This is a genomic window from Curtobacterium sp. VKM Ac-2852, assembly GCF_013205045.1.
In the GTDB taxonomy this organism is placed as follows: domain Bacteria; phylum Actinomycetota; class Actinomycetes; order Actinomycetales; family Microbacteriaceae; genus Curtobacterium; species Curtobacterium flaccumfaciens.
Genome location: NZ_JABMLI010000001.1, coordinates 637,759 through 655,164 on the forward strand (window position 1 = coordinate 637,759; position 17,406 = coordinate 655,164).

The window sequence follows — 17,406 nt, forward strand, 5'->3', positions numbered from 1 at the left end:
CGAACGACGTCAGTCGTGGGGTGACCGACGCGCGACGACGAACTGATGGACGGCCATCACGGCGCTGATTGCCGCGAAGGCAGCGCCGAACGTCCAGGTAGTGCTCCGGAAGTCGGGGAGATCGGCGAGCGTGCGGCCGAGGACTGCGAGGACACCGCAACACGCGGCGACGGCGAGTGCTGTCCACGCGACGACGAGCCGATCGATCCGCGGCACGGAGCGAGCGAAGCGGAACGCCGTCGGGACGCCGACGACCGCACCGAACAGGGCGCCGAAGGGGAACCCGACGGTCAGGGTGGTGACCGAGACGATGCCGACGCTCCCGACCGCCACGAGCACACGCGTGACGTGGGACCGCCACGAGGCGTCGCGGCTCTGCTCGTCGTACGCGTGCCGACCCGTCACGAACAGAGCAACGGCACCGACGGTCGTCACCACCGCGGCGGACACCCCGACGACGAGCGCCAACGCACCACCGAAGGCGATGCCGAGGACGACGTGTGCGGCGGCGAGGAGCACGGCGAGGACCGGGTACAGCCAGACCTCGAGCGGCCGGGTCGGTGTGTTGAGCACCCAACCGGGCGGCGCCTCCTCTGCGGGGTCGTCGGTATCGGGGTCTCGGGTCTCCACCTGGCCATGATGTCCGATCGGTGCGTGCGTCGTTCGGTACGGCAACGTCGGGGGACAGCGGCTGAGTGGTGCACGGCCGGCCGCAGGTACAAGGGAGCCATGACTCGAGTGGCAGTGGTGACCGGTGGATCCGCAGGACTGGGACGGGCGACCGTCCGGGAGCTCGCCGCACGGGGGTGGGACGTGGCCGTCCTGGCCCGCGGGCAGGAGGGCGTCGACGCCGCCGTCGCCGAGGTCGAGGCAGCCGGGCGACGCGGGTTGGCCCTGGTCGCCGACGTCTCCGACCGCGACGCCGTCGAGGCCGCGGCCGACCGGGTCGAGCGGGAGCTCGGCCCGATCGACCTGTGGGTGAACGGCGTGATGGTCGGGGTGTTCGGGAAGTTCCTCGACACCGCCCCAGAGGACTTCGAGCGCGCGCTGCACGTGACCTACCTCGGCTTCGTGAACGGCACCCGGTCGGCGCTGTCGCGGATGGTCCCCCGCGGTCGTGGACACGTGATCCAGGTCGGTTCGGCCCTCGGGTTCCGCGGGATCCCGCTGCAGGCCGCGTACTGCGGCGCGAAGCACGCGATCGTCGGGTTCACCGAGTCCGTCGTCTCCGAGCTGCGCGAACAGGGCAGCAAGGTCAAGGTGTCCCGCGTGGACATGCCGGCCCTCAACACGATCCAGTTCCAGTGGGTGAAGTCGAAGCTGCCGCACCACCCGCAGCCGGTCGCCCCGATCTACCAGCCCGAGGTCGGCGCCCGCGCCATCGCCGCCGTGGCCGAACGACCGCGCAGCCGCACCTGGGTGGGCGAGTCGACGGTCTACACGATCCTCGGCAACCGGATCAGCGGACGCTTCGCCGACTGGTACGCCGCCAAGACGCTGGTCGACGGGCAGCAGGCCCCCGACAAGGACGGCCTCGAGATGCGGGACAACCTGTACGAGCCGGTTCCGGGCGACCACGGCGCGCACGGGGTCTTCGACGAGTCAGCGCACGCCTGGTCGCCGCAGACCTGGTGGGTGGAGCACCGCCGGGTCGGCAACGGCATCATCGGGGCGGTGCTCGGTGCGGCCGGTGCCGCTGCACTCGTCGCGGGACGCCGACGATGAGCCGCCGGTCGTCCGCCGGTACCGGGGCAGCCGTCGTCGAGCTGGCGCGTGCCGGGCTCGGCCTGTGGCACCTGAGCCGTGCGGCCCGAGGGTCGGACCAGGCCGTGCTGCACGGCGTGCTCGGGGTCCGTCAGCTCGCACAGGCTGCGCTCGTCGCGCGGGCTGGTTCCGGCAACGCGCACACCCTGAGCGCCGTCGTGGACGCCCTGCACGGCGCGACGATGGTGCCGTTGGCCGTCACCGATCCCCGTCGACGCCGGTTCGCGCTCGACCAGTTCTGGGTCGCCGCGGTGCTCGCGGTCGCCGAGGCAACGGTCGTCGGTCGCGGCGGTCGTCGCTGACTCCTGTCGGGGGTGCTCGGTAGCGTCCCCGGCATGAGCACGATCTACTCCGTCGCGTCCTCGCTGGACGGCTTCGTCGCTGCACCCGACGACGACCTCGACTGGCTGCTGCAGTTCGGGTTCGAGCCGTTCCAGGAGCACCACGACCGGTTCTTCGCCGGCGTCGGGGCGATCGCGATGGGGTCGACGACGTACGAGTGGCTGCTCGAGCACGACGACACGTGGGCGTACCCGGACCTGGCGACGTGGGTGTTCACGACCCGAGACCTGCCGGTGCCCGACGGCGTCGACGTGCGTTTCGTCTCGGGCGAGGTCGGCGACCACCAGGCCGACCTCGAGCGCGAGGCCGCCGGGCGTGACGTCTGGGTCGTCGGCGGCGGACTGCTCGCGGCGCAGTACCAGCAGGCGGGCATCCTCGACGAGCTGCGGGTCACCGTGATGCCGGTCGCGCTCGGCGGCGGAGCGCCCCTGCTGCCGGTCGCCGCACCGACCCCGGTGTTCGAGCTCGTCGGCACCACGCAGTTCGACGGCGGGGCGGTCGAGCTCCACTACCGTTCCGCAGCAACCGCGGCGTAGCGTCCGGAGCATGAGCGACAACGAGCAGACCGAGCCCGTCATGGACGGTGCCACCGATGCCACGAACCACGAGAAGCTTCAGGGCCTGATCGAGCAGGTCGACCACGACCACGCCGGTGAGGGCGCCGGCGCGATGGCCGACCACCTGCGGGACCGCATGGACGAGACCGGCGTGGAGGACGAAGACGCGGGTGACGCCGAGGACTGATCCTCGGGTCACTTCGTGAGCAGAAGAGGTCGGGTCCCGTCTCGGAACCCGACCTTTTCTGCTCACGAAGCGGAACGCCCGAAGCGGAACGCGCCCGACGCGCGACGCGGAACGCGCGACGCTCCTAGACGCGCAGCTCGGAGAAGTCGCTGTCGACGTCGCCGAACCGGTGCGCGGTGATCGACACCGACTGCTCGCGCAGGTACGGCAGCATCTCGATCACGCCGGCCTCGACCACGGGGGCGTCGTGGATCGCGACGTCGATGCTCGCACCCAGGGCTTCTTCGAGGGCGAGCGGGTCACCGCCGAGCAACCGGATCCGGGCACCGGGACCACCGAACGCGGTGTGGGCCGGCCGGTCCTGGCCCTGCGACAAGACGGCCTCGAGCGCGTCGACCGGCTGGTCGTCCTGGTCGGTGGACCAGTCCGCCTGGAACACGGCTCCCGACGATGCGCGGGCGTGGAACTCCTGGTCGGACTCGACCAGGTGGTCGACGACGTCGAGCGGGGACCGGTTCGACGCGAGCAACTGCGTGAGCGGGCCGGGCAGCGGCCGAGCCGTGCTGAGCAGAATGTGCGCGCGTGCCGAGGTCGCGGCGACGAGCGTCCGGACGAGGTCCACGGTCGAGGCGTCCTCGGCCTGGCGCACGATGACGGACTGGGGTCGGTGGCGCAGCACGTTCCGCTGCACCACGAGCCCGGACAGGTCCCGCGACCGGAAGAGCGTCTCTCGTGCATGCACGTCGCTCAGGGCTCCGGCGCGGACACGGTCGAACTCCTCGAACGACAGCCCGCTGCGTGCGGCCTCGATCACCGCGGTGACGCGCGGGGGCAGGCCGTGCAGCTGGATGCTCTTGTGCACGGTCCGGGGTGTGGGCTGCCAGCGGCCGAGGGTCGCGACGTACATCGGGCCGCCGGCCTTGGTACCGGTGCCGACCGAGGAACCCTTCCAGCCACCGAACGGCTGGCGCCCCACGACGGCACCGGTGATGCCACGGTTGACGGACAGGTTGCCGGCGTGGACCCGGGCCAGCCACTCGGACACCTCGTCGACGTCGAGCGAGTGGATGCCCGCCGTCAGCCCGAAGTCGGTGCCGTTCTGGATGGCGATCGCCTGCTCGAGGGTCTCGGCGCGCATGATGCCGAGCACCGGGCCGGAGTACACGGTCTGGTGGAAGTCGCTGCCGGGTCGGACGCCGTCCCGGATGCCCGGCGACCAGAGCCGGCCGGAGTCGTCGACCGCCTCGGGCTGCACGAGCCACGACTCCCCCGGCCCGAGCTCGGTCAGACCCTGGCGGAACGTGCCCTGCGGTTCGGCGACGAGCGGGCCGACCTGCGCCGTGGGGTCGTCCGGCCACGCGACCCGGAGCGTGCGGGTGGCGTCGACGAGCTGCCGCTGGAAGCGCTCGCTCTCACCCACGGACCCGACCAGGATCACGAGGGACGCCGCCGAGCACTGCTGTCCGGCGTGCCCGAAGGCGGACTGCACGATGTCCTGCACGGCCAGGTCGAGGTCGGCGCTCGGCGTGACGACGATGGCGTTCTTGCCGCTGGTCTCGGCGGTGAGCGGCAGTCCGGCACGCCACCAGCGGAACGAGCGGGCGGTGTCCGACGAGCCGGTCAGGATGATGCGGTCGACCGTGGGGTGGCCGATGAGGTCGCGGCCGAGTTCGTCCTCGGCCAGGTCGACGAGCTGCAGCAGCGAGTGCGGCACCCCGGCGTCCCAGAGCACGTCGGCGAGCACGGCACCGGAGCGCTTCGCCTCGGGCGCGGGCTTGAGCACGACACCGCTGCCCGCGGCGAGCGCCGCCAGCACGCCACCGGCGGGGATCGCGACCGGGGAGCTCCACGGCGGCACGACGACGGTCAGCCGCGGCGGCAGGTACTGCGCGCCCTCGATGTCCCCGAGGCGGCGGGCGCTCTCGGCGTAGTAGTGGGCGGCGTCGACGGCCTGGGTCACCTCGGCGTCGGCCTCGGCGAAGGTCGTGCCCGTCTCGGCGGCCATCACCTCGATCAGGTCGGCGCGGCGGGTCTCGAGTTCGTGCCCGATGAGGTCGAGGAGCTCGGCACGGTCGGACGGGTCCTGCCGCCCCCAGTTCACGCCGGCCTGGGCGGTCCGCGCCATGATCCGCTCGAGCTTGGAGCGGTCGGCGACCTTCGCGCCGCGGATCGTCTGTGCGCCGAGCTGCGAGCGCGGCACCCGGCGCAGGACGTCGAGCGCCCAGGCCCGGTTCGCGGCGACGGAGGGGTCGGTGTCGGGGGCGTTGTGGAACGCGTCGCGCAGGACCGGTTCGCCGAGGGCACGGTGGCGGTCCTGCGTGCGGTGGGTGGCGGGGACGGGCTCGTCGAGTGCGGCGACGGACGCCAGGAACCGGCTGTGCTCCCGCTCGAAGACGCTGGCGTCGTGGTCGATGTCGGCTGCGGCGGCGATGAAGTTCTCGGGGCTCGCGCTCTCCTGCAGGCGACGGGCGAGGTACGCGATGGCCGAGTCGAACTCGTCCGGCTGCACGACGGGCGTGTAGAGCAGGATCTGCCCGACGTCAGCCCGGACGGCCTGGGCGTGGGTGGACGCCATGCCGAGCAGCATCTCGACGTCGACGGCGTCGGTGACCCCGCGGCGCTGCGCGAGCACCCACGCGGTGGCGAGGTCGAACAGGTTGTGCCCGGCGACCCCGATCCGCACGGCGTCGGTGCGCTCCGGCGTCAGTGCGGTGTCGAGCATCCGGAGGTAGGCGGTGTCGGTCTCGCGCTTGCTGCCCCAGGTGGCGAGGGGCCACCCGTGCAGGATCGCGTCGACGTGCTCCATGGCGAGGTTCGCGCCCTTGACGAGCCGCACCGTGATCGGGGCACCGCCGCGCGCCCGGCGTTCCTGCGCCCACTCGGTCAGCGCGTCGAGCGCCCCCGCGGCGTCGGGCAGGTAGGCCTGCAGCACGATGCCGGCCTGCAGGTCGGCGAACTCGTCACGGTCGAGCAGCGCCCGGAACACGGCGAGGGTGACGTCGAGGTCTCGGTACTCCTCGATGTCGAGGTTGATGAACTTGGCGGGGCGTCCGGCGGCCGTCGGTGCCGCGGCAAGACGGTAGAGCGGGACGAGCCGGTCGACGACGCGCTCGACCGTCTGGTCGAAGGCCCACGGCGAGGTCTGCGGGACGACGGAGCTCACCTTGATCGACACGTGGTCGACGTCGTCGCGGGCGAGCAGGTCCATGGTGCCCTGCAGGCGTCGGTCGCTCTCGGCGCTGCCGAGGACGGCTTCGCCGAGCAGGTTCACGTTCAGTCGCGTGCCCGGACCGCGGACCTTGGCGAGGGCCGGGCCGAGCTTGCTCGTGCTCGCGTCGATGACCAGGTGCCCGGTCATCCGGCGCAGGATCCGGCGCGCGGTCGGGATCACGGCCCACGGCGCCATGGTGGCGAACCCTCCGCCGAGCGTCACCGCCCCGCGCAGGTACCAGGCGAGGAAGTCGGGGACGTCACGGCTCAGCTGCTCGAGGTTCCGTGCCGCCACGCGGGGGTCTTCGGGGCGGACGACCTTGTCCACGAAACCCCGGGTGAAGTCGAGGCCCTGCTCGTCGCGCAGGACCTCGGCCAGACGGACCGCGCCCGGGTCGGGCTTCACCCCGGCGGACGCCGCCAGCCACCGGCGCACGAGCGCGACGGCGTCATCGGTGGTGTCCTGGAGGCGAGCACTCGGCATCCCCCGATCGTATGCCGCACGTCCGACGCGACCTCGGAGCACGCCGTACGTCGACCAGGAGTCATCCGAGCGGATGAAAGGGGTCGCTGCGCGGTCCGACCGTCCGCCCGGTGGATACGCTGGTCGGCATGTCGACGGAGGGCAACGGTGGCCACGACTGGGCCACCTGGGACGCGTACCACGACGTCTGGCGACGACTCGACCGGGCGCTCGACCGGGCCGTCCAGGCGGGTGCCGGCATCTCCGTCCCCGAGTTCGAGATCCTGATCGGCCTGCACCGCGACCCGGACCACCGTCTGCGCGTCCGGGACATCGCCGCGGGCATCGGCTGGGAGAAGTCGCGCGTCAGCCACCAGGTCACGCGGATGGTCTCCCGCGGCCTGGTCGAGCGGGCAGACTGCCCGAGCGACGCCCGCGGCAGCTGGGTGGTGATGACCGCGGACGGCCGTCGCGCGGTGCTCGCCGGCATCCGCGCGCACACCGGTGCGCTCGAGGACCTGTTCTGGAGGCCCGTGGGGACCGACGCCGAGACGCTGCGGTCCGTCAGTGCGCGCGTCCAGGAGGCCATCGGCCCCGACGACGCCTCGGACGAGGCCGACGTCGGCTAGAGCGTGACGACGGCGAGCGCGCCGCGCTCACCGCGCAACCGGACCTGCACGCTCTTGATCTCGTCCCGCGGGATGTCCGTCGACGCCGACAGCCCTCGTGCGTCCGCGCCGGCAGCCGTCCACGACCCCACGGTCTGCGTCGTGCCGTCCGTCCGGACGACGACCAGGTCGTAGAGGATCGACCCGTCCGGCGACCACTCCTTGCCGCCGTACGAGCACCCCCAGTCGAAGCGGGTGCCCCACTGCTCGCCGCTGATGGCGAGCTGGACGTCGAGTCCCTGCACGCCGGTCATGTCGTAGCGGTCGGCGGTGGCAGCTGCCGTCGGAGCGGCACCGGCCTGCACCGTGGTGCGCTCCCCCGCGGCACCGACCGCGAGTCCACCCAGGACGGCGGCGACCACCGCGAGCCCCGCGGTGGCGGCGACCCAGACCCGGCGACGGCGGCGACGGTGTCGGACGCGGTGCGCGACGGAGGCGAGGTCGCTCTCGGAACGGGTGTCGGGCCTCCCGTCCGGTTCTGCGATATCGATCGCCTGGTCGGCCGGCAGCTTGCCGAGCAGCCCCGGCAGACCGACCAGCTCGGCGACGGCGGCCGCACAGCGGTCGCACGTCTCGAGGTGCCGCTCGTACTCCAGGCGTTCACCGGCCGGGAGCGACCCCAGGACGTACGCCGCATCCCACTCCGCGTACTTGTCGTCGCTCATCGGGTCACTCCTCGTTCCTGCAGTGCGAGCCGGAGGGCTCGCAGCCCGTAGTGCAACCGCGACTTGGCGGTGCCCTCCGGGATGTCGTGTCGCCGTGCGATCTCCGGCACCGTGTGCCCGAGCCAGTACGCGTCCACCACCACGCGGCGGTGGTCCGGGGTCAGCGACGCAAGTGCGTCGGCGACCACGATCCGGTCCAGCACGGCGTCCGTGCTGTCCGACTCGATCCGTTCGACCTGGTGCTCGGTGCCGTGCTCACGCCGGTTGCGGGCCGACCGCGCGTCGTCGACCACCAGGTTGCGCGCGACCGTGAAGAGCCACGCCCGCGCGCTGTCGGGTGCCCGTTCGAGCACGGCCGGACGCTGCCAGGCGCGGACCATCGTCTCCTGCACGACGTCCTCGACCGTCGAGCCGTCCCGCGTGAGGTGCCGGACGTACCGCGTGAGCGCGTCACCGTGCTCGCGGTACAGCGTCGCGAGCAGCTCGTCCGCGGAACGACTCGTCACGGTCACTTCCCGAGGTCGAGGGAGAACTCGACGGAGCCCTTCCCGTCCACGGTGACGAAGCCGAGCGACGGGGCCTTCACGCCGTAGTCGGCGAAGGTGATCGGCACGGTGCCGGCGACCTGGACGGTCCCGCCCTTGCCGACCGCGACCTGCGCGTCGGCCGTGACCGGCTTCTCGACGCCGTGCAGGTCCATCGTGCCGGTCAGGGTGACGTCCTGCGTGGAGCCGTCGAGCGCCTTCGTGACGTCGACGGGCTTCGTCAGCTCGAACGTGGCAGTGGGGTACTTGTCGGTCTGCAGCGCGGTGGAGCGGAAGTACTCGTCGCGGGCCGCTTCGGGGGTGCTGATCTTGCCGACCTGGACGGTGACGGTCGCCTTGGTGAGGGAGCCGCCGTCGACGACGGCGGTGCCCTTGACGTCCTTCGTGCGTCCGACCACGTTCACATCATTCCCCTGCAGGACCTCGTGCACCCGGTACCCGGCGTACGAGCTGCTCTTGCTGGTCCAGGTGCCGTCGGCGTCCTTCGCGTCGAGGGTGCCGGACGAGGACGCCGACAGCGAGGGGGCTGCGGCGGCCTGGCCGTTGACGGTGTTCGCGTAGATGACCGGGCCGGCGATGACGGCTGCTGCCGCCACGACGACGACGCCGGCGGAGATCCCGATGATGACCTTGGTGCGTTTGCGGAGTGCCATACCCAGACGACGAGACGGCAGGGCGGATCGTTCAAACGGTTTTCAGTCGGAGGTGCGGGCGCGGTCCTGGTCGGCGCGGTCCTGGTCGGCCCGGTCGTCGTCCGCCGCTGTGTCGTCCGCGGTCACGGCGTCGGCGGCCGGGGTCTCGCCGCGCATCCGGACGAGGCTCGCCAGCGTCGACACGGCCATCGCGGCGACGATCACCAGCAGGGACACCCACGTGTTGATCTCCGGCGCCCACTCGATGTGGTGGCCGCCGTTCAGGAACGGCAGCTCGTTGTCGTGCAGCGCGTGCAGGACGAGCTTCACGCCGATGAAGGCCAGGATCACGGCGATGCCGTACTTCAGGTAGACCAGACGCTCGAGCAGTCCGCCCAGCAGGAAGTAGAGCTGGCGCAGGCCCATCAGCGCGAAGACGTTCGCGGTGAACACGATGAAGGGGCTCTCGGTGATGCCGAAGATCGCCGGGATCGAGTCGAGCGCGAACAGCAGGTCGGTGGTGCCGATCGCGATGAGCACGATGAGCAGCGGCGTGAAGTGCCGGACACCGTCGTGGTGGGTGCGGAACTTCATGCCGTCGTACGTGTCGGTGAGGCGGACCCGACGGCGGAGCAGCCGGACGATGAAGGTGTCCTTCTGCTCGTCCTCGTCCTCGCCGCGGAGCTGCTGGATCGCCGTCCAGATCAGCCAGGCGCCGAAGATGTAGAAGATCCACGAGAAGTTCTCGATGAGCTGCGCGCCGACCAGGATGAAGATCCCGCGGAGCACGAGCGCGATGATGATGCCGAGCAGCAGCACCTCCTGCTGGATCTTCTTCGGCACCGAGAAGCGCGCCATGATGATGACGAACACGAACAGGTTGTCGATGCTCAGGCTGTACTCGGTGAGCCAGCCCGCCAGGAACTGCCCGGCGGAGTCGCCACCGGCGAAGACCAGCATGAGCACCGCGAAGACCAGTGCGAGCCCGACGTAGATGCCCACCCAGATGCCGGATTCGCGCAGCGTCGGCACGTGCGGGCGACGCGCGACGATGAGCAGGTCGGCGAGCAGGATCGCGACCAGGGCGATCATCGAGCCGACTTCGAACACGACGGGGAGCTCGGGCATGCGGAGCCTTCCTTGCTGGTGGTGGGGCGGGCGGCTTCGTGAGCGACCCGCACCAGTCTCCGGCATGATCCGGGCGGTGGCGAACCCCGGGGCTGCGTGCGGCGGACAGAGCCGTGCCGCTCCCGGCCGTTCCCGCTGGTCGAACGGGCCGTAGCCTCAGCGCGTGCCGACTCCGCGAGCGATCTGCTTCGATCTGGACGGGACGCTGTTCGACCACCGCGGGTCCGCTCGCGTGGGCGTGACCCGGTTCCTCCAGGGTTTGGGCGTCGAGGTCACGGAGGCAGCGATCGGCGCCTGGTTCACCGCCGAGGACGAGCAGTTCGAGCGCTGGCGATCCGGGGTGATCGGCTTCCAGGATCAGCGACGCGCACGGCTCCGCACGGTCTTGCCGCAACTGGGCGTCGCGGTCCCCGGGAACGATGCCGGCCTGGACGCCGTCTTCGACGACTACCTGCGCGCGTACCGCGAGGCCTGGCGGCTGTTCCCCGAGAGCCTGGCGCTGCTGCACGAGTTACGCGACCTCGGACACTGCCTCGGTCTCTTGACGAACGGCACGGAGACCCAGCAACTCGACAAGCTTGCTCGGACCGGCCTGGCCGACGCGTTCGACGTCGTCTGCATCTCGGAACGCATCGGGTTCCAGAAGCCGGACGTCCGCGCCTTCCACGCCCTGACAGCACAGCTCGACGTCGACCCGGCGGACTGTCTCTTCGTGGGTGACGACCCCGAGCGCGACGTGGCCGGGGCCCGGGCAGCCGGGATGCGGGCGGTGCTGGTCGACCACGCGCAGCCGGAGGCCCCTGGTCTCCGGGCGCTCGTGCTGTCAGCGCTCTGACGTCACCGCGTCCGCGACGGCCCGTGCGACCTCGGTGGCGGGGACCTCGGTCGCGTCGATGACCTCGGCCTCGGCGTGCAGCCAGCCGCGCGCCGCCTCGGCGTAGGCGTCGACGTACGCGAACCGGAACGTCGACGGCCCCACGATCTGATCGTTCTGGATCCGGTCGCGGAGCGTCGACTCGTCGACGTGCAGCACGAAGTGCCGGACCGGGATCCCGTGCGAGGCGAGCCCCGCGGCGATCTCACGCCAGTAGGCCTCGACCAGGACCGTCATCGGCATGATGAGCGGCCCGCCCACGTAGTCGTGCACCCGGCGAGCGGTCTCGACCACGAGCGGCCGCCACGGATCCCAGTGCTGGAAGTTGTCGCTGGCCGGGAGCCCCGGCGTGACGTCCATCAGCACCTCGCCGACCTTTTCGGCATCCAGGATCCGCGAACCGGGCAGCAGCGGCTGGAGCAGTCGGCTCGTCGTCGTCTTCCCCGCCCCGTGGGTTCCGTTCAACCAGACGATCACACCAGGACCCTAGCCGCCGACCACCCCGTGGGGCGGTCGGCGGATGGTTTGTTCGTCGGCCCGTCGGTCAGCGACCGCTGAGGTCGTACGGACGCACGGTGGAGTCGACCGTCGTCAGGTACCCGCCCCCGGCGAGCGCCGTCGGCAGCGTGATGGTGCGGAGCACGGAGGGCTTCGAACCGGTGGTGTCGATCTGGGTGATCTCCCCCTCGTCACCCCTCGTCACGAACACACTGCGGCCGTCGTCGGTCGCCGCGGTGAACCGCACCGAGGCCCCGGCGGCGGACTGTCCAGCGACGGGACCCTTGCGCAACGGCGTGAGCGGGACCGAGGTCGTCGGGCCGGAGTAGACGCCGTCGGCCTGCTTCCGCACCAGGACGAGCGAGTCCCCGGTGCCGGACGTCAGCGCGACGGCGGCGAACCGGGCGGTGACGGCGACCCGGGTGAAGGACCCGGTGCCGAGGTCGACGCTGCGGATCCTGCTCGAGGACGTCGACGAGGTGGTCAGGTACGCGGGCACGGCGTTCCACGGGGTGCCCGCAGCCGTGCTGCCAGCCTGGGTGCCGACCACGGTCGTCCCGTCCGGCGCCATGCGGGGGCGGTAGCTCTGCACGCTCGGCTTCGGGTACGCGACGGACCGGGAGCCCGTGAAGCCGGTCCGCGTCACCCGGACGGTCTGCACGCCGGCGGCCAGGTCGGAACCGATCACGGTCCCGGTGGCGTTGACGATCGGGCCGTGCGGGTAGGCACCGAGGGGCGTGGTCGCGACGGGGCGCGGATGCGTCGCGCCGCGCATGATCGCGGACACGGAGTAGGCGTCGAGGCGTCCGCCCGCGGTGACGACCAGGCGCAGGGGGCTGCCGACCAGGAACGTCTCGACCTCTTCGGTGCCGCGCTTGCCGGTCGTGGCGAGCTGCACCGCCGAGGTGTCGATCCGGGCGGTGCGCTCCACCTTCCGTTGCAGGTCGATGACCGTGACCCGCTGCCGCTCGGAGCCGTCGAAGTCGGAGCCGACCGCCAGGTGCCGGCGCGCGGTGTCGGTCGACAACCAGCCGGCACGCTCCCAGCGCTTGTCGGCGTTGGGGATCGCGTAGTGCTGCGCGATCCGAGCCGTACCGTGCGGGCCGATGGCGAGGACGTCGAGCTGCGGCTTCGACTCGTCCATGAACGCGATCTGCCCGTGGCCGAGCTGGACGGAGCCCGCGTGGGTGCCGAACTCGATCCCGCTCAGGGTGGCGGTCCGCCGACCGGTCACGGCGTCGTTGACGTACACGCGCTTCGCCGTCGGGTCAGCCGTGACGAGCCAGCTGTGGTGGGCGGTCCGGGTCACGGCGGGTGCAGCCGACGCGGGGACGGCGATCGCGGTGCCGACGAGCGGGACGAGCCCGGCCAGGACGAGCGCGGGGAGGAGACGCAGGGATCGAGGGGACATGGAACTCCTGTCGAGAAGACGGACGGTGATCGTCTAGTTGAGAACCATTATCACCAAGCTCCCCGCCTTCCACCATGAGACCGTGCCAAGGTCGAGCCGTGCAGAACTCCACGACAGTCGTCATCGCCGGATGCGGCGACCTCGGGACCGAAGCCGGCCTGCGCTTCGCCGACCTGGGCCACCACGTGATCGGGCTTCGCCGCCGCGCCGAGCTGATCCCTGCGCCGATCACCGGCCGGAGCGTCGACCTGCGACACGAGGTCCCCGAGATCCCCGCCGGCACGAGCGTCGTCGTCGTGGCCTTCGCCGCCGGCAGCCGCGACGTCGACGAGTACCGCGCCACCTACGTCGACGGGCTGCGCAACGTGCTCGACGGCATCGACGCCTCGGAGGCCGACCCCCGGGTGCTCGTCGTGTCCTCGACCGCCGTGTACGACGTCTCGGACGGCAGCGAGGTCACCGAGGAAACTCCGGCGCGCGGGGCGACCCCGACCGCCGAGGTCCTGGTCGAGGCCGAGGTCCTGCTGCGCGAGCGCGCTCCCGGCGCCGTGCTGGTCCGGTTGTCGGGCGTCTACGGTCCGGGCCGCGAGCGGCTCATCGACCAGGTCCGGTCCGGTGCCGCACGGCTGGCGCCGGGGACCTCACCGCACACGAACCGCATCCACCGCGACGACGCCGCAGCAGCGCTCGTGCACCTGGCGGCGCTGCCGGACCCGGCACCGCTCTACCTGGGGACCGACGACGAGCCGAGTCGGCTGGACGACGTGCTGCGGTTCCTGGCCGAGGAACTCCACGTCGCCGAGCCGTCGACGGGCGACGGTGACGCGCGGCAGGCCGGCGGCGACAAGCGCCTGTCGAACGCGCTGCTCCGGTCGACGGGATGGACACCGCGGTACCCGACGTTCCGTGAGGGCTACCGCGCCGTGCTGGCGGGTGCGGGCACCCGCCACCCCTGACGCCCTGCGGGACACCGGTGTTCGCACTCCGAACACCCACGTGCCGGTGTGCAAAGCGCGAACACCGGTGTTCCGCGGACCCACACACCCGCCCGACAGACGTGCTCAGTGGCGCCGGTGGTCCTGGATCGTGATCCGCGGCCCGAACGACGGCTTCCGGAACCCGGAGCCGCCGATCAACCGCACGACACGCTCCCGGTGCCCGCGCCAGGGTTCGAGCAGCTCGAGCATCCCGTCGTCGTCGACCGGGGCGCCAGTGAGTGCCCACCCGACGAGCGCCGGCACGTGGAAGTCCCCCACGCTCGGTGAGTCCGGGTCGCCGTGGGAGCGCTGGGCGGTCTCGGCGGCGGTCCACCGACCGACCCCGGGGATCGACCGCAGCTTCGTGGACACGACCTCGCCGCCGCGGCCGTGCACCAGGGTCCGTTCGAGTGCCGGCGCGAGCTTCACGGCGCGCATCACAGTGGCCGAGCGCCCCGGTTCGATGCCCGCCCGGTGCCACTCCCAGCTCGGGATCCGCGCCCACGTCGGAGCGTCCGGCGGCACCATCATGCCCGCGGGTGCCGGACCGGGCGCCGGGGTGCCGTGCCGACGGAGCAGGTACCGCCACGCGCCCCACGCCTGGCGCGAGGTCACCTTCTGCTCCATGATCGCCGGCACGAGCATCGCGACCACGGTGTTCGTGCGGAGCAGCCGGAGCCCGGGCTGCCGGTGTCGTGCCGCGGCCAGGAACTCGTTGCCGGAGACGTCGAACGACGACCAGTCGTCGCCGCGTCCGAGCAGATCGGGTGCGTGCTCGACCGCCCACGCGGCTCCGCTGCCCCACGCCGACACCGCGATGGTGTCGCCGGCCCGCCGGATCGCCACGGAAGCGGGACCACGGGGCGTGCGCAGCGCGAGCCACACGACGCCGCCGACCACCTGGAAGGCCGGGTCGCCGGAGCCGCGCTGCAGGGGCCGCAGGGTCGACGCGACGTCCACCGCGCCTCCAGGCCGGTACACCGTGTCGACGCGAGACGCGTCACCGGACGCACCAGCGGCGTCGACGGCGGCGGAAGCGAGCAGGGACACACGGGGATGGTAATGCGGAACCACCGTCAGTCATGATGGGCACTGATTCCCCACCACCCGACGACGGAGTTTCCATGCGCATCGGCATCCTCACCTCCGGAGGCGACTGCCCCGGCCTGAACGCGGTCATCCGCGCGATCGTCCTGAAGGGCATCGCCATCTACGGACACGACTTCGTCGGCTTCCGCGACGGGTGGCGCGGAGTGGTCGACGGCGACATCGTCCCGCTCGGTCGCAAGGACATCCAGGGCATCGCGAAACAGGGCGGCACGATCCTCGGCACGAGCCGCACGAACCCGTTCGAGGGCCCCAACGGCGGGGTCGAGAACATCTCCGCGACCCTGCAGCGGCACGGGATCGACGCGATCGTCGCGATCGGCGGCGAGGGCACCCTCGCCGCTGCGAAGCGCCTGACCGACGCCGGCCTGAAGATCGTGGGCGTGCCGAAGACGGTCGACAACGACCTGGGCGCGACCGACTACACCTTCGGCTTCGACACCGCCGTCGCCATCGCGACCGAGGCGATGGACCGCCTGCGCACCACCGGCGAGTCGCACTCACGTTGCATGGTCGCCGAGGTCATGGGCCGGCACGTGGGCTGGATCGCGCTGCACTCCGGCATGGCCGCGGGCGCGCACGCGATCCTCATCCCCGAGCAGAAGACGAGCATGGAACAGATCGCGAAGTGGGTGCGGGCCGCGTACGACCGCGGTCGCGCACCGCTCGTGGTGGTGGCCGAGGGCTTCGTCCCCGACCACGAGGACACGGCGCACACGGAGCGCGGGCTCGACGCCTTCGGGCGCCCGAGACTCGGTGGCATCGGCGAGCGCCTCGCGCCGCTCATCGAGGAGATGACGGGCATCGAGACGCGGGCCACGACCCTCGGGCACATCCAGCGTGGTGGCACGCCGACCGCGTACGACCGGGTGCTGTCGACCCGGCTCGGGCTGGCGGCGATCGACTCGGTCGTCGAGGAGCGCTGGGGCCGGATGGTGGCCCTCCGGGGCACCGAGATCGAGCACGTCTCGTTCGAGGAGGCGCTCGGCGAGCTCAAGACCGTGCCGCAGGCGCGGTTCGACGAGGCCGCCATCATGTTCGGCTGAGTGCGCTGCTGGGGGCGGGGCTGGGCTGGGGGCGGGGCTGAGGCGGGGCTGGGGCGTACCTGGTCGAATCGGGCGTACCTGGTCGGTTGTTCTGCCCCGGTACGCCCGAATCCACCAGGCATCGCACGCGTTCTGGGAAAGAACGGACACCCCGACGAGCCCGCCGACTCTGCGCCGAGTCAGATCGGGTGTACCTGGTCGAATCGGGCGTACCTGGTCGGTTGTTCTGCCCCGGTACGCCCGAATCCACCAGGCATCGCACGCGTTCTGGGAAAGAACGGGCAGGCCGCCGGGAGGCCCAGGGTAGCGTCCGGCGCATGACCCGCGCCGTCCTCGTGTCCAGTACAGCCCCGCCCAGCGTCACCGACGTCGACCTGCCGGATCCGGCCGAGGGCGAGGTCCTCGTCGACGTCACGTACTCGAGCGTCAACTACAAGGACGGCCTGGCCCTCGCGCGGAACCCCGGCGTCGCCCGGCTCGATCCACTCGTGCCGGGGATCGACGTCGTCGGCACGGTGTCGGGGCTCGGGCCGGGCGTGCACGAGGTCGCGATCGGTGACCGGGTGGTGTTGAACGGCGCTGGCCTGGGTGAGACCCGGCACGGGGGCTGGGCAACGCAGGCCGTGGTGCCGTCCGGGTCGCTCGTCGTGCTGCCCGAGACGATCGACGACTCCTTCGCGGCGGCCATCGGCACCGCGGGGTTCACGGCGATGCTCAGCGTGCTGGCGCTCGAGCGCTTCGTCGCACCGGACGACGGGCCGGTGCTGGTGACCGGGGCGTCCGGCGGGGTCGGCACCGTGGCGATCGCACTGCTCGCGGCCCGCGGGTACCGCGTCACGGCGTCGACCGGTCGCGCCGCCAACACGGACTCGCTCCGTCGGCTCGGGGCGACCGAGGTGGTCGACCGCGGCACCCTGTCCGAGCCGGGCAAGCCGATGCAGCGCGCCACCTGGGCCGGAGCGGTGGACAGCGTCGGCGGGGCCACGCTGGCGAACGTCCTGGCATCGACCCGGTGGGGCGGTGCGGTGACCGCGTGCGGGCTGGCGCAGGACTCAGCGCTGCCGACGACCGTGCTGCCGTTCATCCTGCGGTCGGTCTCGCTGCTCGGGATCAACTCCGTCGATGCCCCGCTCGAGCTCCGACGTCGAGCGTGGGACCGGCTCGCGACCGACCTCGACGCGGCGCTCCTGGCTGACGTCACCCGCACGGTCACGCCCGAGCAGGCCATCGAGGTGGGGGCCGAGGTCGTCGCAGGCCGGGTGCACGGCCGGACGGTCGTCGCCGTGGCGGGCTGATCCGGAAAGCTTCTCCAGCGGTTGATTTAGCAAACGT

18 protein-coding genes are annotated in these 17,406 nt (G+C 71.9%); 9 read left to right on the plus strand and 9 right to left on the minus strand.

Features of this window, described 5'->3' with window-relative positions; all coding sequences use genetic code 11:
* Positions 1-9: 9 nt before the first annotated feature.
* A complete protein-coding gene (locus HQQ79_RS03165) occupies positions 10-630 on the minus strand; it encodes a hypothetical protein (protein ID WP_173032469.1) in 621 nt (206 codons plus the stop codon).
* A 99-nt stretch (positions 631-729) separates the two neighbouring features.
* Here HQQ79_RS03165 and HQQ79_RS03170 point away from each other — a divergent pair, with 99 nt between their 5' ends.
* Genes HQQ79_RS03170 through HQQ79_RS03185 form a run of 4 tightly spaced genes read left to right on the plus strand, consistent with a single transcriptional unit; the run spans position 730 to position 2,850 of the window.
* On the plus strand, positions 730-1,725 hold the full coding sequence (locus HQQ79_RS03170; protein WP_027467045.1) for an SDR family oxidoreductase: 996 nt from the start codon (positions 730-732) through the stop codon (positions 1,723-1,725).
* Positions 1,722-2,066 carry a hypothetical protein gene (locus HQQ79_RS03175; protein WP_173032470.1) on the plus strand — a complete coding sequence of 115 codons (345 nt, stop codon included), beginning with the start codon at positions 1,722-1,724 and terminating at the stop codon, positions 2,064-2,066. Before HQQ79_RS03170 ends, HQQ79_RS03175 begins: the two co-directional genes overlap by 4 nt.
* 33 nt (positions 2,067-2,099) lie before the next feature.
* Complete coding sequence (locus HQQ79_RS03180) at positions 2,100-2,642, plus strand: dihydrofolate reductase family protein (RefSeq protein WP_138802292.1); 543 nt, start codon at positions 2,100-2,102, stop codon at positions 2,640-2,642.
* A gap of 10 nt (positions 2,643-2,652) precedes the next feature.
* The gene (locus HQQ79_RS03185; protein ID WP_035809337.1) at positions 2,653-2,850 is read left to right on the plus strand and encodes a hypothetical protein; all 198 of its coding nucleotides are present in this window, start codon (positions 2,653-2,655) and stop codon (positions 2,848-2,850) included.
* 124 nt (positions 2,851-2,974) lie between these two features.
* On the opposite strand, the gene HQQ79_RS03190 is transcribed toward HQQ79_RS03185, so the two are convergent.
* The gene (locus HQQ79_RS03190) at positions 2,975-6,544 is read right to left on the minus strand and encodes a bifunctional proline dehydrogenase/L-glutamate gamma-semialdehyde dehydrogenase (RefSeq protein ID WP_173032471.1); all 3,570 of its coding nucleotides are present in this window, start codon (positions 6,542-6,544) and stop codon (positions 2,975-2,977) included.
* 128 nt (positions 6,545-6,672) lie between these two features.
* Between HQQ79_RS03190 and HQQ79_RS03195 the strand changes: the two genes are divergently transcribed.
* On the plus strand, positions 6,673-7,152 hold the full coding sequence (locus HQQ79_RS03195) for a MarR family winged helix-turn-helix transcriptional regulator (RefSeq protein WP_111057257.1): 480 nt from the start codon (positions 6,673-6,675) through the stop codon (positions 7,150-7,152).
* Here HQQ79_RS03195 and HQQ79_RS03200 read toward each other — a convergent pair.
* From HQQ79_RS03200 to HQQ79_RS03215, 4 genes are read right to left on the minus strand one after another with little or no spacing between them, the layout of a single operon-like run.
* Positions 7,149-7,856: a zf-HC2 domain-containing protein gene (locus tag HQQ79_RS03200; protein WP_173032472.1), complete on the minus strand. Its 708-nt coding sequence runs from the start codon at positions 7,854-7,856 to the stop codon at positions 7,149-7,151. The two genes, HQQ79_RS03195 and HQQ79_RS03200, sit on opposite strands and share 4 nt — an antisense overlap.
* A complete protein-coding gene (locus HQQ79_RS03205) occupies positions 7,853-8,368 on the minus strand; it encodes a sigma-70 family RNA polymerase sigma factor (protein WP_071245305.1) in 516 nt (171 codons plus the stop codon). The genes HQQ79_RS03200 and HQQ79_RS03205 overlap by 4 nt, the downstream gene beginning before the upstream one ends.
* The gene (locus HQQ79_RS03210) at positions 8,365-9,054 is read right to left on the minus strand and encodes a YceI family protein (protein ID WP_111057259.1); all 690 of its coding nucleotides are present in this window, start codon (positions 9,052-9,054) and stop codon (positions 8,365-8,367) included. The genes HQQ79_RS03205 and HQQ79_RS03210 overlap by 4 nt, the downstream gene beginning before the upstream one ends.
* 42 nt (positions 9,055-9,096) lie before the next feature.
* The gene (locus tag HQQ79_RS03215) at positions 9,097-10,161 is read right to left on the minus strand and encodes a TerC family protein (RefSeq protein WP_173032473.1); all 1,065 of its coding nucleotides are present in this window, start codon (positions 10,159-10,161) and stop codon (positions 9,097-9,099) included.
* A 163-nt stretch (positions 10,162-10,324) separates the two neighbouring features.
* Here HQQ79_RS03215 and HQQ79_RS03220 point away from each other — a divergent pair, with 163 nt between their 5' ends.
* Complete coding sequence (locus HQQ79_RS03220; RefSeq protein WP_173032474.1) at positions 10,325-10,996, plus strand: HAD family hydrolase; 672 nt, start codon at positions 10,325-10,327, stop codon at positions 10,994-10,996.
* Here the strand turns inward: HQQ79_RS03220 and HQQ79_RS03225 are convergent.
* Complete coding sequence (locus HQQ79_RS03225; protein ID WP_173032475.1) at positions 10,985-11,512, minus strand: AAA family ATPase; 528 nt, start codon at positions 11,510-11,512, stop codon at positions 10,985-10,987. The genes HQQ79_RS03220 and HQQ79_RS03225 overlap by 12 nt on opposite strands.
* Before the next feature lie 67 nt (positions 11,513-11,579).
* Positions 11,580-12,944: a hypothetical protein gene (locus tag HQQ79_RS03230; protein WP_173032476.1), complete on the minus strand. Its 1,365-nt coding sequence runs from the start codon at positions 12,942-12,944 to the stop codon at positions 11,580-11,582.
* A 98-nt stretch (positions 12,945-13,042) separates the two neighbouring features.
* On the opposite strand from HQQ79_RS03230, the gene HQQ79_RS03235 reads away from it, so the two are divergent.
* A complete protein-coding gene (locus HQQ79_RS03235; protein ID WP_367948046.1) occupies positions 13,043-13,900 on the plus strand; it encodes an NAD-dependent epimerase/dehydratase family protein in 858 nt (285 codons plus the stop codon).
* Between the two features lie 105 nt (positions 13,901-14,005).
* Here the strand turns inward: HQQ79_RS03235 and HQQ79_RS03240 are convergent, their stop codons facing one another.
* A complete protein-coding gene (locus tag HQQ79_RS03240) occupies positions 14,006-14,971 on the minus strand; it encodes a DNA-3-methyladenine glycosylase 2 family protein (RefSeq protein WP_173032478.1) in 966 nt (321 codons plus the stop codon).
* A 74-nt stretch (positions 14,972-15,045) separates the two neighbouring features.
* Here HQQ79_RS03240 and HQQ79_RS03245 point away from each other — a divergent pair, with 74 nt between their 5' ends.
* Both HQQ79_RS03245 and HQQ79_RS03250 read left to right on the plus strand, forming a co-directional pair.
* Positions 15,046-16,074 carry a 6-phosphofructokinase gene (locus HQQ79_RS03245; RefSeq protein WP_027467034.1) on the plus strand — a complete coding sequence of 343 codons (1,029 nt, stop codon included), beginning with the start codon at positions 15,046-15,048 and terminating at the stop codon, positions 16,072-16,074.
* A gap of 317 nt (positions 16,075-16,391) precedes the next feature.
* Positions 16,392-17,369, plus strand: coding sequence for an MDR family oxidoreductase (locus HQQ79_RS03250; protein WP_173032479.1), 978 nt, complete (start codon positions 16,392-16,394; stop codon positions 17,367-17,369).
* Positions 17,370-17,406: the final 37 nt, after the last annotated feature.

Bases quoted from the DNA above. Each gene is read 5' to 3' on its own strand.
- HQQ79_RS03170 (WP_027467045.1), top strand. From the start codon at position 730: ATGACTCGAGTGGCAGTGGTGACCGGTGGATCCGCAGGACTGGGACGG.
- HQQ79_RS03175 (WP_173032470.1), top strand. From the start codon at position 1,722: ATGAGCCGCCGGTCGTCCGCCGGTACCGGGGCAGCCGTCGTCGAGCTG.
- HQQ79_RS03180 (WP_138802292.1), top strand. From the start codon at position 2,100: ATGAGCACGATCTACTCCGTCGCGTCCTCGCTGGACGGCTTCGTCGCT.
- HQQ79_RS03185 (WP_035809337.1), top strand. From the start codon at position 2,653: ATGAGCGACAACGAGCAGACCGAGCCCGTCATGGACGGTGCCACCGAT.
- HQQ79_RS03190 (WP_173032471.1), bottom strand. From the start codon at position 6,544: ATGCCGAGTGCTCGCCTCCAGGACACCACCGATGACGCCGTCGCGCTC.
- HQQ79_RS03195 (WP_111057257.1), top strand. From the start codon at position 6,673: ATGTCGACGGAGGGCAACGGTGGCCACGACTGGGCCACCTGGGACGCG.
- HQQ79_RS03200 (WP_173032472.1), bottom strand. From the start codon at position 7,856: ATGAGCGACGACAAGTACGCGGAGTGGGATGCGGCGTACGTCCTGGGG.
- HQQ79_RS03210 (WP_111057259.1), bottom strand. From the start codon at position 9,054: ATGGCACTCCGCAAACGCACCAAGGTCATCATCGGGATCTCCGCCGGC.
- HQQ79_RS03215 (WP_173032473.1), bottom strand. From the start codon at position 10,161: ATGCCCGAGCTCCCCGTCGTGTTCGAAGTCGGCTCGATGATCGCCCTG.
- HQQ79_RS03230 (WP_173032476.1), bottom strand. From the start codon at position 12,944: ATGTCCCCTCGATCCCTGCGTCTCCTCCCCGCGCTCGTCCTGGCCGGG.
- HQQ79_RS03245 (WP_027467034.1), top strand. From the start codon at position 15,046: ATGCGCATCGGCATCCTCACCTCCGGAGGCGACTGCCCCGGCCTGAAC.
- HQQ79_RS03250 (WP_173032479.1), top strand. From the start codon at position 16,392: ATGACCCGCGCCGTCCTCGTGTCCAGTACAGCCCCGCCCAGCGTCACC.